The sequence below is a fragment of the Sphingobium fuliginis genome, assembly GCF_015074805.1.
GTDB lineage: Bacteria > Pseudomonadota > Alphaproteobacteria > Sphingomonadales > Sphingomonadaceae > Sphingobium > Sphingobium fuliginis.
In genome coordinates this window covers 3,280,530-3,301,487 of record NZ_CP060035.1, presented here as the reverse complement: position 1 = coordinate 3,301,487, position 20,958 = coordinate 3,280,530, and the positions used below count along the sequence as shown (strand labels likewise).

Annotated in this window: 20 protein-coding genes; 13 read left to right on the top strand and 7 right to left on the bottom strand. The window is 67.0% G+C overall.

All coding sequences use genetic code 11. The annotated features are described in order from the left end of the window. Window positions 1-2 precede the first annotated feature (2 nt). Entirely contained in the window at window positions 3-2,051 is a 2,049-nt protein-coding gene (locus H5V43_RS15965; RefSeq protein WP_025551814.1) for a carbon starvation CstA family protein, read from the top strand. Beyond that, window positions 2,048-2,233 (top strand): YbdD/YjiX family protein, encoded by a 186-nt coding sequence (locus H5V43_RS15960; RefSeq protein ID WP_025551816.1) that lies wholly within the window; start codon window positions 2,048-2,050, stop codon window positions 2,231-2,233. Before H5V43_RS15965 ends, H5V43_RS15960 begins: the two co-directional genes overlap by 4 nt. Window positions 2,234-2,416: 183 nt before the next feature. Here H5V43_RS15960 and H5V43_RS15955 read toward each other — a convergent pair whose 3' ends face one another. Continuing rightward, window positions 2,417-3,334, bottom strand: coding sequence for an XdhC family protein (locus H5V43_RS15955; protein ID WP_025549297.1), 918 nt, complete (start codon window positions 3,332-3,334; stop codon window positions 2,417-2,419). A 111-nt stretch (window positions 3,335-3,445) separates the two neighbouring features. Then, window positions 3,446-4,117, bottom strand: coding sequence for a S24 family peptidase (locus tag H5V43_RS15950; protein ID WP_025549298.1), 672 nt, complete (start codon window positions 4,115-4,117; stop codon window positions 3,446-3,448). A gap of 113 nt (window positions 4,118-4,230) precedes the next feature. Here H5V43_RS15950 and H5V43_RS23495 point away from each other — a divergent pair, with 113 nt between their 5' ends. Next, a complete protein-coding gene (locus H5V43_RS23495; RefSeq protein ID WP_025549299.1) occupies window positions 4,231-4,416 on the top strand; it encodes a hypothetical protein in 186 nt (61 codons plus the stop codon). Beyond that, window positions 4,413-4,781, top strand: coding sequence for a hypothetical protein (locus tag H5V43_RS15945; RefSeq protein ID WP_025549300.1), 369 nt, complete (start codon window positions 4,413-4,415; stop codon window positions 4,779-4,781). The genes H5V43_RS23495 and H5V43_RS15945 overlap by 4 nt, the downstream gene beginning before the upstream one ends. A gap of 46 nt (window positions 4,782-4,827) precedes the next feature. On the opposite strand, the gene H5V43_RS15940 is transcribed toward H5V43_RS15945, so the two are convergent. Together H5V43_RS15940 and H5V43_RS15935 are read right to left on the bottom strand one after the other, a co-directional pair. Then, window positions 4,828-5,685, bottom strand: a complete 858-nt coding sequence (locus H5V43_RS15940; RefSeq protein WP_037482604.1) for a hypothetical protein — start codon at window positions 5,683-5,685, stop codon at window positions 4,828-4,830. A gap of 5 nt (window positions 5,686-5,690) precedes the next feature. Then, window positions 5,691-6,917 (bottom strand): TIGR04063 family PEP-CTERM/XrtA system glycosyltransferase, encoded by a 1,227-nt coding sequence (locus tag H5V43_RS15935; RefSeq protein WP_037482606.1) that lies wholly within the window; start codon window positions 6,915-6,917, stop codon window positions 5,691-5,693. 180 nt (window positions 6,918-7,097) lie between these two features. On the opposite strand from H5V43_RS15935, the gene H5V43_RS23800 reads away from it, so the two are divergent. The 6 genes from H5V43_RS23800 (at window position 7,098) to H5V43_RS15910 (ending at window position 12,136) form a co-directional block, all read left to right on the top strand. Continuing rightward, the gene (locus tag H5V43_RS23800; RefSeq protein WP_255308758.1) at window positions 7,098-7,226 is read left to right on the top strand and encodes a hypothetical protein; all 129 of its coding nucleotides are present in this window, start codon (window positions 7,098-7,100) and stop codon (window positions 7,224-7,226) included. Then, the gene (locus H5V43_RS15930; RefSeq protein ID WP_099185193.1) at window positions 7,219-8,580 is read left to right on the top strand and encodes a putative O-glycosylation ligase, exosortase A system-associated; all 1,362 of its coding nucleotides are present in this window, start codon (window positions 7,219-7,221) and stop codon (window positions 8,578-8,580) included. Before H5V43_RS23800 ends, H5V43_RS15930 begins: the two co-directional genes overlap by 8 nt. Next, entirely contained in the window at window positions 8,577-9,269 is a 693-nt protein-coding gene (locus H5V43_RS15925; protein WP_025549301.1) for a hypothetical protein, read from the top strand. Before H5V43_RS15930 ends, H5V43_RS15925 begins: the two co-directional genes overlap by 4 nt. 163 nt (window positions 9,270-9,432) lie before the next feature. Further along, window positions 9,433-10,440, top strand: a complete 1,008-nt coding sequence (locus H5V43_RS15920) for a DNA topoisomerase IB (RefSeq protein WP_025549302.1) — start codon at window positions 9,433-9,435, stop codon at window positions 10,438-10,440. Window positions 10,441-10,467: 27 nt separating this feature from the next. Beyond that, window positions 10,468-11,646, top strand: a complete 1,179-nt coding sequence (locus H5V43_RS15915; RefSeq protein WP_025549304.1) for a mechanosensitive ion channel family protein — start codon at window positions 10,468-10,470, stop codon at window positions 11,644-11,646. A 103-nt stretch (window positions 11,647-11,749) separates the two neighbouring features. Then, the gene (locus tag H5V43_RS15910; protein WP_025549305.1) at window positions 11,750-12,136 is read left to right on the top strand and encodes a hypothetical protein; all 387 of its coding nucleotides are present in this window, start codon (window positions 11,750-11,752) and stop codon (window positions 12,134-12,136) included. A gap of 40 nt (window positions 12,137-12,176) precedes the next feature. Here H5V43_RS15910 and dgcA read toward each other — a convergent pair whose 3' ends face one another. Further along, on the bottom strand, window positions 12,177-13,151 hold the full coding sequence (dgcA, locus tag H5V43_RS15905) for an N-acetyl-D-Glu racemase DgcA (RefSeq protein WP_025549306.1): 975 nt from the start codon (window positions 13,149-13,151) through the stop codon (window positions 12,177-12,179). 95 nt (window positions 13,152-13,246) lie between these two features. Here dgcA and H5V43_RS15900 point away from each other — a divergent pair, with 95 nt between their 5' ends. Further along, window positions 13,247-14,533: a class I SAM-dependent methyltransferase gene (locus H5V43_RS15900; RefSeq protein WP_025549307.1), complete on the top strand. Its 1,287-nt coding sequence runs from the start codon at window positions 13,247-13,249 to the stop codon at window positions 14,531-14,533. 67 nt (window positions 14,534-14,600) lie between these two features. Next, window positions 14,601-16,388: an ABC transporter transmembrane domain-containing protein gene (locus H5V43_RS15895; RefSeq protein WP_025549308.1), complete on the top strand. Its 1,788-nt coding sequence runs from the start codon at window positions 14,601-14,603 to the stop codon at window positions 16,386-16,388. A gap of 48 nt (window positions 16,389-16,436) precedes the next feature. Here the strand turns inward: H5V43_RS15895 and H5V43_RS15890 are convergent, their stop codons facing one another. Both H5V43_RS15890 and pip read right to left on the bottom strand, forming a co-directional pair. After that, a complete protein-coding gene (locus tag H5V43_RS15890) occupies window positions 16,437-16,763 on the bottom strand; it encodes a hypothetical protein (RefSeq protein WP_037482609.1) in 327 nt (108 codons plus the stop codon). A 2-nt stretch (window positions 16,764-16,765) separates the two neighbouring features. Further along, complete coding sequence (gene pip / locus H5V43_RS15885; RefSeq protein WP_025549311.1) at window positions 16,766-17,719, bottom strand: prolyl aminopeptidase; 954 nt, start codon at window positions 17,717-17,719, stop codon at window positions 16,766-16,768. 226 nt (window positions 17,720-17,945) lie between these two features. Between pip and H5V43_RS15880 the strand changes: the two genes are divergently transcribed. Continuing rightward, window positions 17,946-20,633, top strand: coding sequence for a TonB-dependent receptor (locus tag H5V43_RS15880; RefSeq protein WP_025549312.1), 2,688 nt, complete (start codon window positions 17,946-17,948; stop codon window positions 20,631-20,633). Window positions 20,634-20,958 lie beyond the last annotated feature (325 nt).

Below are 20,958 nucleotides of genomic sequence, written 5' to 3'. Positions count from 1 at the left end.
CGATGACCCGGCATATTCCCTGGATAATGATAGCGATTATGGGCGCGGTGGCGCTGTCGGTGGTGGCTGTATCCCGCGGCGAGGCGGTCAATGCGCTGTGGATCGTGGTGGCGGCGGTCAGCAGCTTCCTCGTCGCCTATCGCTATTATGGGCTCTACATCGCGCGAAATGTGATGCGGCTGGACCCGTCGCGGCCCACGCCCGCGATCCGGCGGGCCGATGGCCTCGACTATGTGGCGACCGACCGGACGGTGCTGTTCGGGCATCATTTCGCCGCCATTGCGGGCGCGGGCCCGCTGGTGGGACCGGTGCTGGCGGCGCAGATGGGCTATCTGCCCGGAACGCTCTGGATCATTGCGGGCGTGGTGCTGGCGGGCGCGGTGCAGGACTTCATGGTCCTCTTCATCTCCATGCGCCGCGACGGCAAGTCGCTGGGCGAGCTGATCCGCATGGAAATGGGGCAGGTTGCCGGGACCATCGCGCTGTTCGGCGCCTTCATGATCATGGTCATCATCCTCGCCGTGCTGGCGCTGATCGTGGTGAAGGCGCTGGCGGAAAGCCCCTGGGGCATGTTCACCGTGGCGGCGACGGTGCCGCTGGCGATGGCCATGGGCGCCTATACGCGCTGGATCAGGCCGGGGCGCATCGGTGAAGTGTCGCTGCTGGGACTGGTCGGGCTGCTCGCCGCCATCGTCTATGGGCAGAACATCGCCGCTTCGCCGGTCTGGGGGCCGGCCTTCACCTTCACGCCGGTGCAGCTTTGCTGGATCTTGATCGGCTATGGCGCGGTAGCGTCGGTATTGCCGGTTTGGCTGTTGCTGGCGCCGCGCGATTATCTGTCGACCTTCCTCAAGATCGGGGCGATCGCGGCGCTGGCGATCGGCATCGTCATCATGGCGCCGCCGCTCAAAATGCATGCCGTGACCCAGTTCGTGAACGGCAACGGGCCGGTCTGGTCGGGCGGATTGTTCCCCTTCCTGTTCATCACCATCGCCTGCGGGGCGGTTTCGGGCTTCCATGCCCTGATCGCCAGCGGCACCACGCCCAAGCTGATCGCCAGCGAAGCCCATGCGCCGATGATCGGCTATGGCGCGATGCTGATGGAGGCGTTCGTGGCGATCATGGCGCTGGTGGGCGCGTCGATCCTCGATCCGGGCATCTATTTCACGATGAACAGCCCTGCGGCGGTGATCGGCAAGGACGCGGGCAGCGCGGCGGCGGCGGTGACGGCCATGGGCTTCCCCATCTCGCCCGATCTGATCCTGCAGACCGCGAAGGATGTGGGCGAGCACAGCATCATCTCCCGCGCGGGTGGGGCGCCGACGCTGGCGGTGGCGATGGCGGAGATATTCTCCCATATCATGGGCGGGCCGGCGATGAAGGCCTTCTGGTATCATTTCGCGATCCTGTTCGAGGCATTGTTCATCCTGACAGCCGTGGATGCGGGGACGCGCGCCGGACGCTTCATGTTGCAGGATCTGATCGCGCTGGCGGTGCCCGCCTTCAAGGACAGCAAGAGCATGGCTCCCGGGGTCGTCGCAACGGCGCTGACCGTCGCGGCCTGGGGCTTCTTCCTCTATCAGGGCGTGACCGATCCGCTGGGCGGGGTGAACACGCTCTGGCCGGTGTTCGGCATTTCCAACCAGATGCTGGCGGCCATCGCACTGATGCTGGGAACGGCGGTGCTGTTCCGGATGAAGCGGGACCGCTTCGCCTGGGTGACGCTGATCCCGACCGCCTGGCTGCTGATCTGCACCCTGTCGGCGGGCTTCCTCAAGCTGTTTTCGGCCGATGCGAAGGTCGGTTTCCTGGCGCATGCCGCCCGGTTCAGCGCCGCGGCAGGCGATGGCGAGGTGCTGGCCCCGGCCAAGTCGATGGCGGAGATGCGGCAGATCATCTTCAACGACCGGATCGACGCGGCGCTGGTCGCGGTCTTCCTGTTCGTGGTGTTGGCGGTGCTGCTGTTCACCATCCGCACCTGCCTCGCCGCGCGGAAGGTGGCGGCGCCGACCGCACGGGAAATTCCGGCGCAACTGGTCCCGGCGGAATGAGCATCTTCCTCCACCGGCTGCGGCAGATGGCGCATATGATGGTCGGGGTGCCGGATTATGAGGCCTATCTGCGCCATATGCGGGCGCATCATCCCGAGCGTGCGCCGATGGACCGGACAGTCTTCTTCCGGGAGCGGCAGGAGGCGCGTTATGGGGGCAGAAATGGGGGGAAGTGCTGCTAGAGCCACTCGACATTCAGATGATGACGAGCCGAAAATGATGGTTTTCCGTGACCCGGAGCGCAGCCTACTCAAAGTAGGTGAGCACCGGAGGCGCGGAAAAGCGTCATTTGCAGGCCGTCAGGGCTGAATGTCGAGTGGCTCTAGGGCTGGCCGTCCTCCCCTTCGTTGATGGGGAGGCTTGGCTTAGCGCTTGGCGTTGAAGCCCGCGACCATGCCGGCTGCGATGGAGAGGGCGATTTCCGCCGCGCCTATCGCCCCTATGTCGAGGCCGGCGGGGCCGTCTATGCGCGCAAGTTCTTCCGCCGAAAAGCCCAGAGCAGCCAGCCGTTCCAACCGCGCCGCATGGCTTTTGCGCGATCCCAGCGCGGCGATGTAGCCCGTCGGCCCACGCAGCGCCGCCGCCAGGGCGGGATCATCGATCTTGATGTCGTGGCTGAGCGTCACGACCGCGGTGGATCCGCCGGGAAAACGGGCCGCAACCGCTTCGTCCGGCCAGCGGTCGTCCAGTTCGACGCCAGGGAAGCGCTCCTCCGTCAGGAAACGGCCGCGGGGATCGATGACGACGGGAGTGACGCCGATTGCCCGCGCCAGTGCGCTAAGCGACTGGGCGATCTGCACAGCACCGACGATCAGCAATCTGCGGGGCGGATCGTAGCGGTTGTGAAACTGCCCCTCCCCCGCCCCTTCCCGCGTGAGGCCGGTCGCAAGATCCGTCGACAGGGTGAGCGCCCTGCCCTTCTCGCTTTCCGCCGCGATCCGCTCGAACAATGCGGGGTCGAAGCCTTCCGGGCTGACCGGCTGGACCAGCACGCTGATTTCCCCGCCACAAGGCAGGCCGACCGCCCAGGCGTCGCCATCGGCCACGCCATAGGTTTCCAGATTAGCCGGCCGCCCCCCGATCACCTCCGCCGCGCGCTGGAGCACGTCGGTCTCGACGCATCCGCCGGATATGCTGCCTTCGAACCGGCCGTCCTCATGCACGATCATATGGCTGCCGCGCGGTCGGGGCGCGGAGCCCCAGGTCGACACCACCGTCGCCAGCGCCAGCCGCGCCCCACGCCATTCGGTGGCCTTGCGGATGACCGCGCCATTGTCGTTCAAAAGCCTGCCTCCCAGAGCGATTTCCAGCAATCGAACCGATCGCTGGTCAAGAAATCGCGGACAATAAAGAGATTATAGCGGCGATCTGATTCAATCACATCGAAACCCGCCCTAAACCAGCCGTCTTCCTGTCCATACCACCCGGCCCACGATCACGACCAGCGCCGGATCGATGTCGATCCAGTCGGGATAATGGGGATTGTCGCTGAGCACGGAGAAAAAACCCCTGCGCGGCCCCATGGCCACGCGCTTCACCATGAGCACCCCGTCGAGCCGCAGCACATAGACGCCGTCGCGCAGCCGCCCCGCATCGTCGTCATGATTGACCATGATCTCATCGCCATCGCTGAGCGTGGGAGCCATGGATTCGCCATCGACGCGGATGATCGATATTTTCTGCGGCCGAACGCCCAGATGACGAAGCCAGTTGGCGTCGAAGGCCATCAGGCCGGCCGCCCGCTCATCCTCGTCCAGCGAACCCGGCCCAGCCGAAGCGCCCAGCGAAAGCCGCGGCACGCTGACCACCGAAGGCAACGACCGCACCCTGACCGGCGGGGTTCCGCGCGGGACCGACCCGCCCAGCATTTCCTCCGCCACGCCGAAATAGCGGGCCAATATGCGCCGGTCCTCCTCATCCAGCTTCCGCGGCGTGCCCCTTTTTATGAACTGCTGGATATAGGCGGGATTGCGGTTCAGCAGGCGCGAAAGATCGGAATAGCTGTCGCCCCGCTCGGCAATCAGCCGCTCCAGCACCACGCGCGGATCTTCTCCAATACCGACCATATCTCATCCATTACTGATAGGAATTTTCCTAGACAAGTAGGAAATTAGGCAACATGAAAATCACCTGAGGGATTCGCGCAGGCGGATCGAATCGACAGAGGAGAAGCGGGACTATGCTGTTGCGAGAGGTCGAAAAATTTCTGCGGGAAAACGGCATTCCCGCGACCCGGTTCGGCCGCGAGAGCGTGCGCGATCCCCGGCTGGTCTTCGACCTGCGCAGGGGCCGCGAACCCGGCATGAGAATGAAGAGGCGAGTAGAACATTTCATGAACACATATCGCAGGAGCATGGGCGAATGACAAGCATCCACGTGAACGCTCCCATCCGGAATCTGCTCCAAAATGAAGGTGCGGCGAAAGCGCGCGACCCCCTGCCCCGTCTGCTGTCGCAACTGATCGCGCGGGCGGGTGGAACCGTCATGGTGGAACGCGCCGTCAGCCGTCCCTGGGCGAGCGCGCTGTTCCAGGGGCGGCGCCATGTCGTCGCGCTGACCCTCTCCGGGCCCGATGCGGCCGAGCGGCGTGCAGCCTTTGTCCAGGGAATCGAGGAAGCGGAATGGAGCCTGTCCGGCCATTTCGTCGCGGACATCAGCATCGACTGCCGCCGTCCGGTGCCGGCCGGCGAGTGGGTCGAATTGTCGGCGCTCACCATAGAGGACTGGTGAGAGCCATCAAGGGAGAGCGCCCGTCAGCGCGCTCTCGCCTGCCGGTTCAGCGGGCGCGGCCGGCCATGGTCCGCAAAGTCCCCAGAGCGGCGCGCAGGGCCTCATCGACGCCCTGCTCGACCTTATCGCGCACGGGCACGGCGGCTTCGACCGGCATGTCGGCCAGAACGGAGGCGGGCCGGCCCATGCGCTTGCGCTGGGCAAGACCCTGTTCCAGCCTTTGGGTCAGCTCCGCCAATGAAAGATGCGCGATGGGCGCAGGCGCGGGAGCGGTCTCGGGCTGCGCCGGCTGCGCGATCTCCTGAGGGTCGGCATCGACAGTCTCCGGCGAAAACGCGCGCTGCAGGCGTGCGAAGGCCGTTTCCTCCGTCATCTTGTCCGGCATGCCGGGAAGGGAAAGGCTGCCCGGCGCGGTGATGGGCGCCTCGACAGCGGCTTCCGCCTCCCCATCTTCGCGTCCGGGCGCGGTGCGGGCGAAAATGTCGAGGCCGCCAAAGTCGCGGCTGGCGAAGATCGGCGGACGCGCGGGGGCATCGGGATGGGCGTCGGCACGGCGCAGCGCCGGACCCGACCTGCTCCGGTCACGCGACAGCCAGTTCAGCTTCGACAATGCAAAACCCATTTCACTCACTCCTGCGGCGCCGTTCCCGCGCCCTTGCTTGTCATGCGTCAGCAGAGCGACGCGCTTTTCTCTTTGTCCCGCCCAGATCAGGCCCAGGACCATCGCCGCGCCGAAACCCGCCAGCAGCAGACGGGCCTTCAGCCCCAGCGGCGGCGCGGCGGCCGGGATGGCTTCGCTAAGGCCACTCGACGCCACGACCGTTTCGACCAGCCCTGTGGGCAGCGAGAAGAGGAGCAGCCCGGCCCCGAGCGCGCCCGAAAGCGCCTTCAGCAGCCCACGCATTCTTCTCACGCCGCCGCCCGCGCCCCTTGAGGGCGCGCCAGCAATTGCCGATAGACGGGTTCGTAGCGAAGAATGTTTGACGACCAGTTACGCTCCCGCTCCACAAAGGCGCGCGCCGCCGCGCGCCGCTCTTCCCAGAAGCCGCGATCCGCGAACATCCCCGCCAGCGCGGCGGCAAGGGCGGGCGGATCGTCAGGCGCGAACAGCGTGCCGGTGACGCCATGTTCGATCAGTTCGCGATGGCCGCCGACGCTGGACGCGGCGACCAGCCGGCCCTGCGCCATCGCCTCCAGCGGCTTCAACGGCGTCACCAGATCGGTGAGGCGCATCGACTTGCGCGGATAGGCGAGGATGTCGACCTGCGCATAATAATCCTCGACCTGATCGTGCGGCACGCGACCGACGAAGACGATATGGTCGGCAAAGGGCGAGGCCATGGCCCGGTCGCGCAACGCCTGCTCGCACGGGCCGCCGCCGACCAGCAGCAGCTTCGCCTTCGGGCGGGCGCGCACGAGTTTCGGCAGGGCGGCGATCAGGTCGTCCAGCCCCTCATAATCGTAGAAGCTGCCGATGAAGCCGACGACGTCGGCGCCCTCCAGCTCCAGTTTCGCGGTCAGCGCGGGGTCGCGGGGAACGGGCGTGCCGAACTGGTCCATGTCGACGCCGTTGGGCGAGACGATGATCTTGGCCGCGTCGATTCCCCGCGCCACCAGATCGCCGCGCAGGCCTTCGCAGATCACGGCAACCGCATCGGCGGCGCGGACGGCATGGGTTTCCAGTTGCCGTGTCAGCCAGTAGCGCGGACTGCCCTCCGTCCCGGTGCCGTTGCCGACCGCCGCATCCTCCCAGAAAGCGCGGATCTCGTAGATCATGGGGATAGCGTGACGCTTCGCCACCTTCTGCGCGGCGATCGCGTTCAGCACCGGCGAATGGGCGTGGATGATGTCGGGCCGCCACTGGCGCACCAGCATATCGATGGCGTCGGCATGGGCGGAAATGTCGCGCCATTCGCGCAGCAGCGGATGGCCGCCGGTCGATTCGCCGGGCGTGCGGTGGAAATGCAGGCCGTCGACCACCTCCTCCAGCGGCCCCGGCGCGGCATGGCGATGACCGGTGATGCCGCGCACCTCCCAGCCCTTCGCCAATTGCGCCCGCAGGATCGCGCGGGTGCGGAAAGTGTATCCGCTGTGCATCGGCAGGCTGTGGTCCAGCACATGGAGAATCCGTGTCATGGCGACGAGTCTTGCCGAAAAAGGTTTAACGGGCCGTCAACTCTGTTGGGTTAGGGGTGGGAGGGTTCGGGCTTCAGTACAACATGCTCCTGCGAAGGCAGGAGCCTAAGTCCTGCCGTCCGGACTGGGCTTCTGCCTTCGCAGGAGCATGTTGGAAGTGACGGATAGCTCAAGCACGCGATGATCGACGCCCTTTCCCTTCTCATCAGCCATGGCGTCATTCTGCTGGCGGCTTGGCGCCTGCTGTCGCGGCCCGACCTGGATCGCGATCCCCCCTCCGGCCTGGAGGCGGAGAGCGGCGATGCGTGACCTGTTCTTCGTTGCCTTCCTTGGCGCCTTCTTCCTTACAGGCTTGCGACGACCGTTCCTGCTGATAGCCGTCTATGCCTATATCGACATCGTATCGCCCCAGCGCCTCTCCTATTTCCTGCTGAACAGCGTCCCCATCTCCTTCATCGCCTTCGTGGCAGCGGTGGGATCGTGGATATTGGTCGACGACAAGAAGGATTGCCGACTGTCTGCGCGGCAGGCGATCCTGCTGCTGTTGTTAGTCTGGTGCGGCTATACCACGGCGACGGCAGACTTTCCGATCAACGCCGCGACCAAATGGGGCTGGGTATGGAAGGCGATGCTGTTCGCCATTTTCCTGCCCGTCACGCTGCGCACGCGCCTGCGGATCGAGGCCTTGGCCCTGTTCATGGTGCTTTGCGCCAGCACGATCATCATCAACGGCGGCATGAAGACGGCGCTGTCGGGCGGCGGCTATGGCGTGCTGAACCTGATGGTGGACAATAACAGCGGCCTCTATGAAGGCAGCATCATTTCGACCGTCGCCATTTCGCTGATCCCGCTGATCCTCTGGCTGGCCCGGCATGGCACCGTCTTTCCGCCCGACTGGCGGGTCAGGCTGTTCGCCTATGCGCTCTGCTTTGCCTGCCTGCTGATGCCGATCGGGACGGAGGCGCGGACGGGCCTGGTGTGCATCGCCATCCTGGCGGGGCTGATGCTGATGCGGTCGAAGCGGCGGTTCCTCTACGGCCCGTTGATGGCGGTGGCGGCGCTGGCGGCGATTCCCTTCCTGCCCGCCAGCTTCACCCAGCGCATGTCGACCATCGAGAATCACAGCCAGGACGAAAGCGCCTCCACCCGCCTCGCCGTGTGGAAATGGACGCTGGACTATGTGAAGGAGCATCCGGGCGGCGGCGGCTTCGACAATTATCTGCAGAACAGGTTCACCTATGTAATGCAGGAACGGGTGATCGACGCCGCCGGATCGCGCATGGAAAAGCGCATCGTCACCGACCATGGCCGCGCCTATCACAGCGCCTATTTCGAGATGCTGGGCGAGCAGGGCTATTTCGGCTTCTTCCTCTGGGCGCTGCTGCACCTCGTCTGCTTCATCCGGACGGAGGCGATCCGGCGCATGTACCGGAACCGGGAAGGCGATGAAGCCTGGGTGTCGCCCTTCGCGCTAGCCCTGCAACAGGGCCATGTCATCTATATGGTGGGATCGCTGTTCGTGGGCATCGCCTATCAGCCCTTCATCTTCATGATGCTGTCCTTGCAGATCGGCCTCGACACCTATTTGACCCGGAAGCGCAAGTTGGCCGCGCGCCAGCCGTTATTTCCCGCAACACCCGTCGCGCAAGGGAGCGCCGCATGAAGGGCGAACTGAAGATATTGGGCGCGGCCCACGGCCTGCTGCTGGGGCTGGTGCTCGCCGCGCCGCTGATTGCGCCGGCGCTGCTGCCATGGGGCGCCGAAGCGCTGTTCATCATCGCCGCCTTCCAGTTGCGGCTGGCCGACCGGCGCTGGGAGACCCGCGCGGGGTTGCAGGGGTGGATCAGCCACATCCGCATGGCGCCGTTGCGACTGGTGCCCTGGGCCGGGACGGCGGTCGTGGCGCTGATCGCGGGACCGGAGCAGGCCCGGCTCGCCACCGCAATCCTCATCGCCGTCGCCATGGGCGAATTGCTGATCTATCCGGTCATCGCCCATCTGCTCGGCCGCATGCCGCGCCTGGGTCTGGCGGGCGCGATCCTGCTGCTGCTGATCGGCTGCGGCCTGGCGGAACCGGCACAGGCGGCGCGTTTCGCCATGGCCTTCGCGCTGGGCGTCGGCGGATGCGTGTTCTGGATGCGCGGCCCGGATGGGGAACCGGGCGCGACCCTGATGGCGCTGGGCGGGACGATCGTCGCGACGGCGGTTGCCCTGCTGGCGCCAATGGCGCAGGCGGTGGCGATCCCCGCCGCCATCCTGTGCCTGACGCTGACCCTTGCCCATCTGTCGGTGATGCGCCGGCATCCGCAGCACTGGCAACTGTCCGGCGGCATGCGATTCAAGCGGCTTTAGCGGGCGGCGCCGGAAGGCGCGCCGGTAAGGGGGTGACGGATCGATTGGCGCCATTCAGCGAATCGTGGGCGGAGCGCCGCGATTGGACCGTTCGCCCTCCACCGGTTCCCTCTGGGCAGCCCGTCGCGGAACGAAGCGATTGGCGGCGGGTTGAGGAAAAACCATGCCGCCCGATTCCATCGTCCACGCCAATGACAGCCTGCCAGGCATCACGCGCCGGGCCATGAAAAGGGGATGGGCCTATTTCGACGCCAGCGGCGCGCGCATCACCGACCGGGAAGAGATCGACCGGCTGAACGCCATCGCCATGCCGCCCGCCTATCGCGACTGCTGGTTCTGTCCCCATCCGCACGGCCATATCCAGGCGACCGGCTATGACGACCGGGGCCGCAAGCAATATCGCTATCACCTCGATTTCCGCGCCGCGCGGGAGGCGGAGAAATATGCCGGCTGCCCCGCCTTCGGCCGCGCCCTGCCCAGGCTGCGCGCCCGGATCGAAGCCGACCTGTCCAGGCGCGGCCTGCGCAAGGAAAAGACGCTGGCCGCCGTCGTGCGCCTGCTCGACCTGGCGAAGGTGCGCGTCGGCAATGAGCAATATGCCGCCGCGAACAAGAGCTTCGGCGCGACCACGCTGCGCCGCCGCCATGTCGACCTGCGCGGACAGGCGCTGCGCCTGCGTTACCGGGCCAAGTCGGGGCGGGAGCATGAGCTGACCGTCACCGACCGCCGCCTCGTCCGCTTCGTTCGCGCCGTACAGGATCTGCCGGGACAGCATCTGTTCCAATATCTGGATGAGGAAGGCGTCGCCCGGCCCATCACCTCGGGCGACGTCAACGCCTATATAGCCGAAGCCATGGGCGGCGATTTCACCGCCAAGCATTTCCGCACCTGGGGCGCCTCCGTCATTGCCTTCGAAACGCTGGCGGCGGGCAGCGTGTCGCTCAAGCAGATGATCGAGCCGGTCGCCGCCGCGCTGGGCAACACCCCGGCGATCAGCCGCAAAAGCTATATCCACCCCGCGCTGATCGAGCTTTGCCGCAACGGACAGGATGCATGGCGACAGGGGCTTCGCCTGCCGCGCGCAACCCGCTATCTTTCCCGTTACGAACGCGGACTGATCGCTTTTCTGGAGGAGGCCGGCGGCTCGACCGCCCTTCCCCTGGCGGCCTGATCCGCATCCAGAACCGCAAGGATATTCATGGCCGCCAAGAAAGATACCGCCACCCTGCCGCAGATCGACGTCCGCCCGCCTAATCTGGCCGAGATGTGGCAGTCGACGGTCCACTGGTTCTCGCTCCACTATCTGCAGATCCTGATCGCCATCGGCGCGGCTGTGGCCATCTACAGCCTTTTGACGGCGCTGCGCAGCGTGGGCGGACGGTTGAAGGGGCATCCCGGCGACACTCTGGGCCTTGCCAACGTCGCCGGCCGCGCCTTTGCCCGCACCACCCATTTCTTCATGGCGATGGTCGCCGCGCGGCTGGTGGTGAGCTATGCCCGGCCGCCGGAGATGGTGCTGAAGACCGTCGTCTTCCTCTTCACCATCGCCGCCGTCTTCCAATGCGCCATCTGGGCGCGGGAGATCATATTGGGTCTGGTGGAACGGCGCACCTCGGCGGACGAGAGCCAGAGCCTGGCCAACGCCATGGGCCTGATCCGCGTGCTCGTGACCTTCGCCCTGTTCGCCATCGCGCTGATCGTCGTGCTGGACAATCTGGGGGTGAACGTCACCGGCCTCGTCGCGGGCCTGGGCATCGGCGGCATCGCCATCGGCCTTGCGGCGCAGGGCATCTTCTCCGACCTGTTCGCCGCCTTGTCGATCATCTTCGACAAACCCTTCCGGCAGGGCGAGGTCATCACCTATGACCAGACCACCGCCCGGGTGGAGCGCATCGGCCTTAAAAGCACGCATCTGCGCGCGATGAGCGGCGAGAAGAAGGTGATCTCCAACGCCAACCTCCTCCAGAAGGAGATCACCAGCCTGCAGACGCTGGCGCAGCGGCGCGTGACCTTCGCCATCGGCATCATCTACCAGACGCCGGAGGACAAGGCCGACGCCATCCCCGCCATGCTGAAGGAGATCGTGGAGGCAGAGGGGCATATCTTCGTCAATGCGGGGCTGGTCAGCTTCGGCGCCAGTTCGCTCGACTATCAGCTCAATTTCGACGTGCCCGACCCCGATACGCACGATTATTTCCAGTCCCGGCACAAGGTCGGCCTCGCCATCTGGAAGCGCTTCAACGCGGAGGGGATCGAATTCGCCTATCCGACGCAGACCAGCTTCACCGCCGCGCCGGACGGGCGGGCGATCATGCCCTATCCTGAGGTGCAGCCCGTGGTGCGCGTCGACCAGCCGGGGGGCAGCGCCCCCGCCTGACTCGCCTGATCGCATATCGGACTCGCCTTGCCTGCTCCCGCTTGCCCGGCGCATCGGCCGGAGTCAGGCGGGTGCAATGACGAACGGACATTTCGGAACAGCCATGAAAACCTGTTATTTGCTGGCCGCCGCTGCGCTCGCCTTCACCCCTGCCGCCCATGCCGAAGGGATCGGGGCCGAGGTAAATTACGGACGCGCGGACGGGCATTGGGGCACGGAAATCGGCGCCGGCTATGCGATGGATATTGCCGGCTTCAGCCTGACGCCGGGCGGCGGCGTCTATCTGCGCGACGGGGATACGAAGCTCTATGGGCGCGTCGAGGCGACCTACACCCTCCCCGCCTCCGCCACCATCGGCGCGGGCGTGCGCTTCAGCGGCGACAATACACGCCCCTATGCGACGCTTGCCATGCCGCTGATCCCCAAGCTGCGCGCCAAGGCCAATGTGGGGCCGAAATATTATGCGGTGGGATTGACGCTGGGATATTGATTGCCCGCGCCCTGCTCCTGTGAAGGCCGGATCGGGAAGTCTATGCCTCGCCCCATAACCCGCCAGGCCGCAGCAGCCCGTCGCGCAGTTCCAGCCCCCTTTCCCGGTCCTTCGCCAGCAGCAGCGCGCCATCCAGATCGATCCAGTCCGCCCCCTGCGCCACCAGCGCGGCCGGGGCGATCCCCAGCGACGTACCCAGCATACAGCCGACCATCACGCGGAATCCTCGCGCCCGCGCCTCCCGCGACAGGGCCAGCGCCTCGGTCAGCCCACCCGCCTTGTCGAGCTTGATGTTCACCGCGTCGAAATCCCCCAGCCGGTCGAGATCGGCCCGCGTATGACAGCTCTCGTCCGCGCAGAGCGGCAAGGGCGACCTGATTCCCGCCAACCGATCCTCCTTGCCGTGAAAGACCGGCTGTTCGACCATCTCCACGCCCAGTTCCGCCAGCGCCTGCGCCTCCGCCACAATGTCCAGATCATGCCAGCTTTCATTGGCGTCGACGATCAGCCGCACGTCCGGCGCGCCCGCCCGCACCGCCGCGATCCTCGCCCGGTCGCCATCGCCGGTCAGCTTGCATTTGAGCAGGCCGAAGCCGCGCCCCGCCGCGGCCCGCGCATCCGCCTCCATCTTCTCCGGATCGCCCAGGCTGATGGTGAAGGCGGTCGGCAGGGGCTTGGGCTCCTCCAGCCCCGCGAGCTTCCACACCGGCACCCCGGCGCGCTTCGCCTCCAGGTCCCAGAGCGCGCAGTCCAGCGCGTTGCGGGCGGCCCCGCGCGGCATGGCGCTCAGCAGCGCCTCCCGCTCCAGCGGTCCGGCATAGGCGTCGATCGCCGCCGCGCAGCCTTCCGCCGTCTCACCCTCATAATAGATCGCCGTGCCCTCGCCCCGGCCGACATGCGCGCCATCGCCCACCGTGCAGACCACGACATCCACCGACGTCTTCGCGCCCCGGCTGATGATGAAGGCCCCGGCGACCGGCCAACGTTCAACAGTCGCGGATATGATGCGTGTCATCGGCGTTCCCTGTGCTGGCGATATACGGGTCCAAGCGAACCGGCTATCCCGCCGCATAACCAGTCTCGACCCGCAGATAAAGGATAGGCGCACCCGTGACCTCCAGAGAATTGACCGGTTTCCTGTCCCTCAGCGAAGCCGATGCCGTGGCGGCCCGGCGCCGACTGTCCGACATGATCTGGCGCGTCGGCTTCGGCGCGATCACCTGGCCCTGGCTGCTGGCCAGCCTGTCGGGCGGGCGCAAGGCGGACAAGCGCGCGCTGCTCGACGAGCTTGGCCTGCCCCATGACGCCCTGCCGCATCTGGGGAGCTGGAAGGCCGATGTCGGTTTCCTGCGCCATATCGTGCGGGAAATCGCCCGGTTGCGGCCCGCCCATGTGGTGGAACTGGGGGCGGGCGCATCGACGCTGATCGCCGCGCGTGCGCTGGCGCTGCATGGCGGGGGACGGCTGACCAGCTTCGACCAGCATGACGGCTTCGTGCAGGCGACCCGCAACTGGCTGGCCGACCATGGGCTGACGGCCGATCTGCGCCACGCGCCGCTGGTTGCGGAAAGCGAGGACTGGCCGGGCCGCTGGTACGACATCGACAGCCTGCCCGACAGCATCGACCTGCTGATCATCGACGGTCCGCCCTGGGCGGTGCACCCGTTGGTGCGCGGCGCGGCGGACAGCCTGTTTGCCCGCCTGTCTCCGGGCGCGGTCGTGCTGCTGGACGACGCGGCCCGTCCCGGCGAGCGGCTCGTCGCCCGGCGCTGGCGCAAGCGCTGGCCGCATATCGACTTCCGCCTGAAGCATGACGGGACCAAGGGCACGCTGGTGGGCCGCCGCCGCGACACATCGATCCCCGTCGCCAATGACAATGATCATGGCCGGGCATGGCGTCATCTCGGCCGGGCGGCGGGCATCGCCGCGCTGGTCGCCACCGGCTGGATCGCGCGGGGCGAGCTGGGCGAATTTCCGCAGGCGGCGCAGGCCACCACCTTCCTGGACGAAGCCGCCGCATCGCACCGCACCGGGCTGCTGCGCCAGAGCATGGCGTCCCAGGTGGAGAGCGCCACGCTCAACCCCAGCGAGATACAGCGTTCGACCGGCATCGTCCTGCCGCCGCTGCCGGCCCGGTGGCGCATCCATGACGTGCAGCTTTACCCGACGCCGGACAGCCCCGCCGTCGCCGTGTCGATCACCACGCCGGAGGGGGAGCAGCTCTCCTTCTTCGCGGACCGGGCCGAAACCCCGGCGGAGGCGAGGCCGCTGCTCGCGCGGCGCGCCGATGACGTCATCGCCTATTGGGAAGCGGGCGACATGGCCTATGCCCTGACCGGCCGTGCCGGACCGCAGCGCATCATGGCGCTGGCGGCGCAGATCGCGCCCGCCGGTTAGCCCCCGGTCGGATTTCGGAACCGGGAAATGTTCCCTTTCACGCAAAATCCCTTTAGAGCGCGGCGCCATGGAGGATGTGGACCAACCATCGCCGCGCGACAAGGCGCGCCCCCCACTCGGCAGCCTGGCGATGATCTGGCGCTTCGCCAGCCGCTATCCGGGCCGCATCGCCGGGGCGCTCGCCGCGCTGCTGATCTCGTCCGCCGCGACGCTGGCGATTCCCAGCGGGTTCCGGCTGGTCATCGACCGCGGCTTCATGGGCGGCGGCGACATCAGCCGCTGGTTCGAATATCTGTTCCTGATCGTGGTGGTCCTGGCATTGGCGACGGCCGCCCGCTTCTATTTCGTGTCCTGGCTGGGGGAGCGCGTCGTCGCTGACATCCGGTCGGCCACCCAGGCCAATCTGCTGCGGCAGGAACCCCGCTTCTTCGAGGAAAACCGCCCCTCGGAAATCGCGTCGCGCATGACCGCCGACACGGCCATCATCGACCAGGTGGTGGGATCGACCGTGTCGATCGCGCTGCGCAATGTGGTGACGGGCACCGGCGGCCTCATCTATCTTTTCGCGCTGGCGCCCAAGCTTGCCGGGCTGCTGCTGCTGGGCATTCCGGTCATATTGGTGGCGATCATCGGCCTTGGCCGCCGCGTGCGCGCCCTGTCGCGGGCAAGCCAGGACCGGCTGGCCGATGTCGGCAGCGTCACGTCGGAAACGCTGGGCGCGATGAAGATCGTGCAGGCCTTCGGTCAGGAAGGACGGGAAGCGGCGCGATTCAACAGCACGGTCGAGGCGGGTTTCGCCACGGCGCGCCGCCGGATCGCCCTGCGCGCGGCGATGACCGCCATCGTCATCGCACTGGTCTTCGGGTCGATCACGGCGGTCATGTGGCAGGGCGCGCTGGATGTCGCCGCCGGACGCCTGTCGGGCGGCAGCATCGCCGCCTTCGTGCTGACCGGCGGGCTTGTCGCAGGCGCGTTCGGCGCGTTGTCGGAGACCTGGGGCGACCTGCTGCGCGGAGCGGGCGCCGCCGGACGGCTGCATGAACTGATGAGCGCCGTGCCGCAGATAACCCCGCCGCCCCGTCCCGTCCCGGTGCCGCGAACCGAGCATGGCGCGCATCTCCAGTTCGAGGACGTGCATTTCCGCTATCCCACACGGCCCGACCAGGCGGCCCTGCATGGCATTTCCGTCGACATCGCGCCGGGCGAAACGGTCGCCATCGTCGGCCCTTCCGGCGCGGGGAAGTCCACCCTGATCCAGCTGGCGCTGCGCTTCTACGATCCGGATTCGGGCGTGATCCGCCTGAACGACGTGCCTCTGCCCCAGGCCGATCCGGCCGAGGTGCGCGGCATGATGGCCATGGTGCCGCAGGAAAGCATCATCTTCGCCGCCTCCGCGCGCGACAATCTCCGCTACGGGCGATGGGACGCCAGCGACGAGCAGATCTGGGCCGCAGCCCGCGCCGCCAATGCGGAGGGTTTCCTGCGCGCCCTGCCGCAGGGCCTTGACAGCTTTCTGGGCGAAGGCGGCGCGCGCCTTTCGGGCGGCCAGCGCCAGCGCCTGTCCATCGCCCGCGCCCTTCTGCGCGATGCGCCGATCCTGCTGCTGGACGAAGCGACCTCCGCCCTCGACGCCGAATCGGAACGGCTGGTGCAGGATGCCCTCGGCCGGCTGATGCAGGGCCGCACCACCATCGTCATCGCCCACCGGCTGGCCACAGTCAGGGCCGCCGACCGCATCCTCGTGCTGGACGAAGGGCGGCTGGTCGAACAGGGCGACCATGCCACGCTGATGCGGCAGAAGGGCCTCTATGCGCGGCTGGCCAACCTCCAGTTTCAGGATGTCGCCGCAGGCTGACGGCATGGGCCGCCATGCCTCGCACGGGGACATGCGCCAAGCCGACGGTCAGTGGGTGCGGCTGGTGACGTTGGCGGTGCCGTCGGCCTGAATTTCGATCAGATGCGCCGTGCCGTCATTGCACGCGGCCTTCCAGCCCTTGACGCCGGGCCGCACCTCGGTCCGCTCCGACCGGATGACGGTCGGGCAAGCCGCTCCCGACGCCCGCACCGCGCGTTCCAGCACGCCGTTGCGCTGGGCCTCGTCGAGCTTCGCGACGGCGGCCGCGGCGCCGGTTTCGGGCGTATCCCGGCGGTCGACCGCGGTGATCCGGTCGCTGCTCTCGCCACAGCCCATCAGGGTGATGACCCCCGCCAGCACCATCCATATGCGCATGCTTATCCTTTCGCTTGGGCGGCAAACCCGTCCGTCGCCCGGATGAGCGCGTCCAATATGCCGGGTTCGTTGAACGCATGGCCCGCCCCTTCGATCATCTCGAAGCGCGCCCCGGGCCAGGCCCTGTGCAGCGCCCAGGCGGTTTCGGCGGGGCAGGCCATGTCATAGCGGCCCTGCACGATGACGCCGGGGATGCCCGCCAGTTTCCCGGCGTCGCGGATGAGCTGCCCCTCCTCCAGCCAGCCGCCATGGACGAAATAATGATTTTCGATCCGCGCGAAGGCGAGCGCGAAATCATCGGCCTCATGCGTGGCGGACAGCGCTTCGTCGGGCAGCAGGCGGATGGTCTCGCCCTCCCAGACGCTCCAGGCCTTGGCTGCGGCGATCTGCCGCGCGCGATCGTCGCCGGTCAGGATGCGGCGATAGGCGTGAAGCAGGTCGCCACGCTCCGCTTCCGGGATGGGCGCGACGAAACGTTCCCATTTGTCCGGATAGATGCGGCTGGCGCCTTGCTGATAATACCAGTCGATCTCCTGCTTGCGGATGGTGAAGATGCCGCGCAGCACCAGTTCGGTCACGCGGTCGGCATGGCTCTGGGCATAGGCCAGCGCCAGCGTGGACCCCCAGCTTCCGCCGAAGACCAGCCATCGGTCGACGCCCATCATCTGCCGCAGGCGTTCGATGTCCGCGACCAGGTGCCAGCTCGTGTTCGCCTCCAGCTCCGCATGGGGCGTCGAGCGACCGCAGCCGCGCTGGTCGAAGAGGAGGACGTCGTAGCGTTCCGGATCGAACAAGCGGCGGTGGTCGGGCGATATGCCGCCGCCCGGCCCGCCATGCAGGAAGACGGCCGGCTTGGCGCCCGGCGTCCCGGCCCGCTCCCAATAGACGCGGTGGCCATCCCCCATGTCGAGATGTCCGGAAGCGAAGGGTTCGATGGCGGGATAGAGCGTGCGCATGCGCAAAGGTGTAGAAAGTCTGGCGGGCAATGCAATCGGCAGACGCGCGATCCCCTTCCGGCATGGCAGGTCGCAGCCCCGCCAAGGCCTTTTGCGATGCGGCCCGGCCCGGGCGGCACGATGCCGGATTACATTTTGCGACAAATCTTTATGGGCATTGCCAGAGTCTTGCGACAACTTCCCCCTAGAGAGAGGGCATTCAGGGTTTGATCCTAAGGGGTAAACAGTGCGCCGTTCCTTTGCCTGTCTTCTGTTTCCGTTGATGATGAGTGCGGCGCCGGGCGCGCTGATGGCGCAGACCGAGGAGCCGAGGGGCCCGGCCGGGCAGATGGACGATGCCGATGAGATCGTCGTCACCGGCCAGCCCGAACGCGGCGCGGTGGTCGGCAATGTCAAGCCGGAGCAGCAGCTTTCCCCCGCCGATGTCCGCGCCCTAGGCGTCACGTCCATATCCGAAATGATCTCCGAACTGTCGCCTCAGACCAATGGGACGCCGGTGATCCTGCTGAACGGCAAGCGGATCTCCAGCTTTTCGGAAATTCAGGACATCCCGTCCGAAGCGGTGGCGCGGGTCGACATCCTGCCCGAACAGGTGGCGCTCAGCTATGGCTATGCGCCGACGCAGAAGGTGGTGAACATCGTGCTGCGCCAGCGTTTCCGCGCCGAAACGGTGGACCTGCGCGCAGGCACAACGACGCAGGGCGGGCGGGAGAATGGCTCGGCGGAAGGCGGGCTGCTGCGCATCCGGGGCGATAATCGCTTCACCCTTAACCTGCAGTACAAGACCGCCGCATCCCTGCTGGAGAGCGAGCGCGGCGTGGTGCCGACCGTGCAGGGTGAGCAGGCCAACCGGCAATCGGGCATCGACGCCTTTCTGGTGGGCGGGAATGGCATGACCGGCGGCGAGCTGGCCCATCATCGCACGCTCAGCCCGGCGACGGAGAGCTTCGCCGCCAATGCGACGCTGGCCCGCGCCCTGGGCAAGGTGTCCATGACCGTCAACGGGCGGCTGGAACTGTCCGACAATGACAGCCTGCAAGGGTTCCAGGCAGCCGCGTTCGACCTGCCCGCCGGCAACCCCTTCTCGCCCTTCGCCGCGCCGACGAGCTTCTATCGCTATCTGCGCCAGGCGGGCGAGTTGGGACAGCAGATCAAGGGCACGACCGGCCATGTCGGCGTGACGCTGAACGGCCTGCTGGGCGGCGGCTGGCAATGGTCGTTCACCGGCAATGGCGATTATTCGAACACCCGGACTTCGACCGACCGGGGGTTTGCGACCGGAGCGATCCAGAGCGCGATCGATGCAGGCGCGGACCCGTTCGGCGGCTTTTCGTCCGACCTGCTGTCGACGCGGGTGATCGACCGGGCGGAGGCGGAATCGAAGGCGGTGCAGGGCGACCTGCTGCTGTCGGGTCCGCTGTTCGACCTGCCGGCCGGGGCGGTGACGACCGCGGTGCGCGTGGGCGGATCGGCCAATGGCTTCGATAGCTGGTCGATCCGTTCAGGCGAGGAGCGCGACAACAGCTACAGCCGGGAAATCGGCAGCGGGCAGATCAGCGTCGACCTGCCGATCACCAGCCGGTCGAAGGGCGTGCTGGGCGCGGTGGGCGACATCGGCGTCAATGTAAACGCGGCGGCGCAGCATTATTCCGACTTCGGCACGCTTTCGACCCTGGGGTACGGCATGCGCTGGCGGCCGGTGCCCGCCGTGCAGTTGCTGATGTCGGCCAACCAGGATCGCGCCGCGCCCACGGGCACGCAGATCACCGATCCGCTGGTGTCCACGCCCAATGTGTCGGTGTTCGACTATGCGACCGGGCAGACCGTCTTCGTGACGCAACTGAGCGGAGGCAATGCCGCCCTCAAGGAGAGCGTGCGCGACCAGTTCCGCCTCAGCGCCAATATCAAGCCGTTCGACAAACCCAACCTTACGCTGACGGCGACCTACACCAACAGCCGGACGAGCAACCCGATCTCGGCCTTCCCGACGCCGAGCCCCGCCATTGAGGACGCCTTCCCCCAGCGCTTCCTGCGGGACGAAGACGGCAATCTGGTGCAGGTCGATGCGCGGCCGATCAATTATCTGCGATCGCGGAGCGAGCAGCTCCGCTGGGGCTTCGACCTTTCCATTCCGCTGAAATCGCACATCCAGAAGGTGGTGGAAGCCTGGCGTGCCGCCGGCGCCAGGCCCGAGGAGCGGCCCAAGGAGTTGCAGGACCTGCGCAGCCTGTTCGGCAATCGCGGGCCGGGCGGCGGCCAGGGCGGACAGCCCCCTCAAGGACAGGATGGCGGCGAGCGGCCACGCGGCGAAGGCAGTCGGGGCGGCCCGGACGGAGGCTTTGGCGGAGGTCCGCGCGGTCCCGGCGGCGGCTTTGGCGGGCCGGGAGGTTTCGGCGGCGGCCGTGGCGGCGGGGGCGGCGGCCGGCTCAGCTTCAGCCTCTATCACAGCTGGCATTTCACGGAGAGCATCCTGATCGCGCCCGGCGTGCCGGAACTGGACCTGCTGAACGGCGACGCCACGGGATCGTCGGGCGGCCAGCCGCGGCATGAGCTGAATGCACGGATGGGCTATACCAATAACGGCCTCGGCGCGCGGTTGAGCGTGGATTGGGAAAGCGGCACCCATGTCGACGGCGCCCTGAACGGCACGGCGGGCGGCGCGTCGCGGCTGGACTTCGGCAGCCTGGCGACGGTCGACCTGCGCCTGTTCGCCAATCTGGGGCAGATGCCTTCGCTGGTGAAGAACCATCCGTTCCTGCGCGGGGCGCGCATATCGATCGGCATCGACAATCTCTTCAACCAGCGGCGCAGCGTGACCGATGCGAACGGGACCACGCCGGTCCGGTACCAGCCGGGTTATCTGGACCCGCTGGGGCGCGCGGTGACGATCAGCTTCCGCAAGCTGTTCTTCTGACGGATTGATGGCGATGCGCGATGGATCGGAATGACGCTTCGGCAGGCACAGAACAGGCGGTCCAAGCACCATTCATGACGAGCAGGATATAGTGCCACCCGGCTGCGTCGGAGCGCCGCCAATACACTCGAAGCCGCCATGGACGGGAGGGTTGAGGCCGTGGACATGAAGGCTTGTCGCGTCATCATGCTCCAGTCCGATGCGACGCCGCGCCCATCACCGCCCGGCGTCGGCAAGGCTGCGGCCGCTGCTAAACAAGGCGAAGACCGCATGGACGGCAGCGAAGTTCACCGCGTCGGTCAAGGACGACGCGGATGGGATGGTC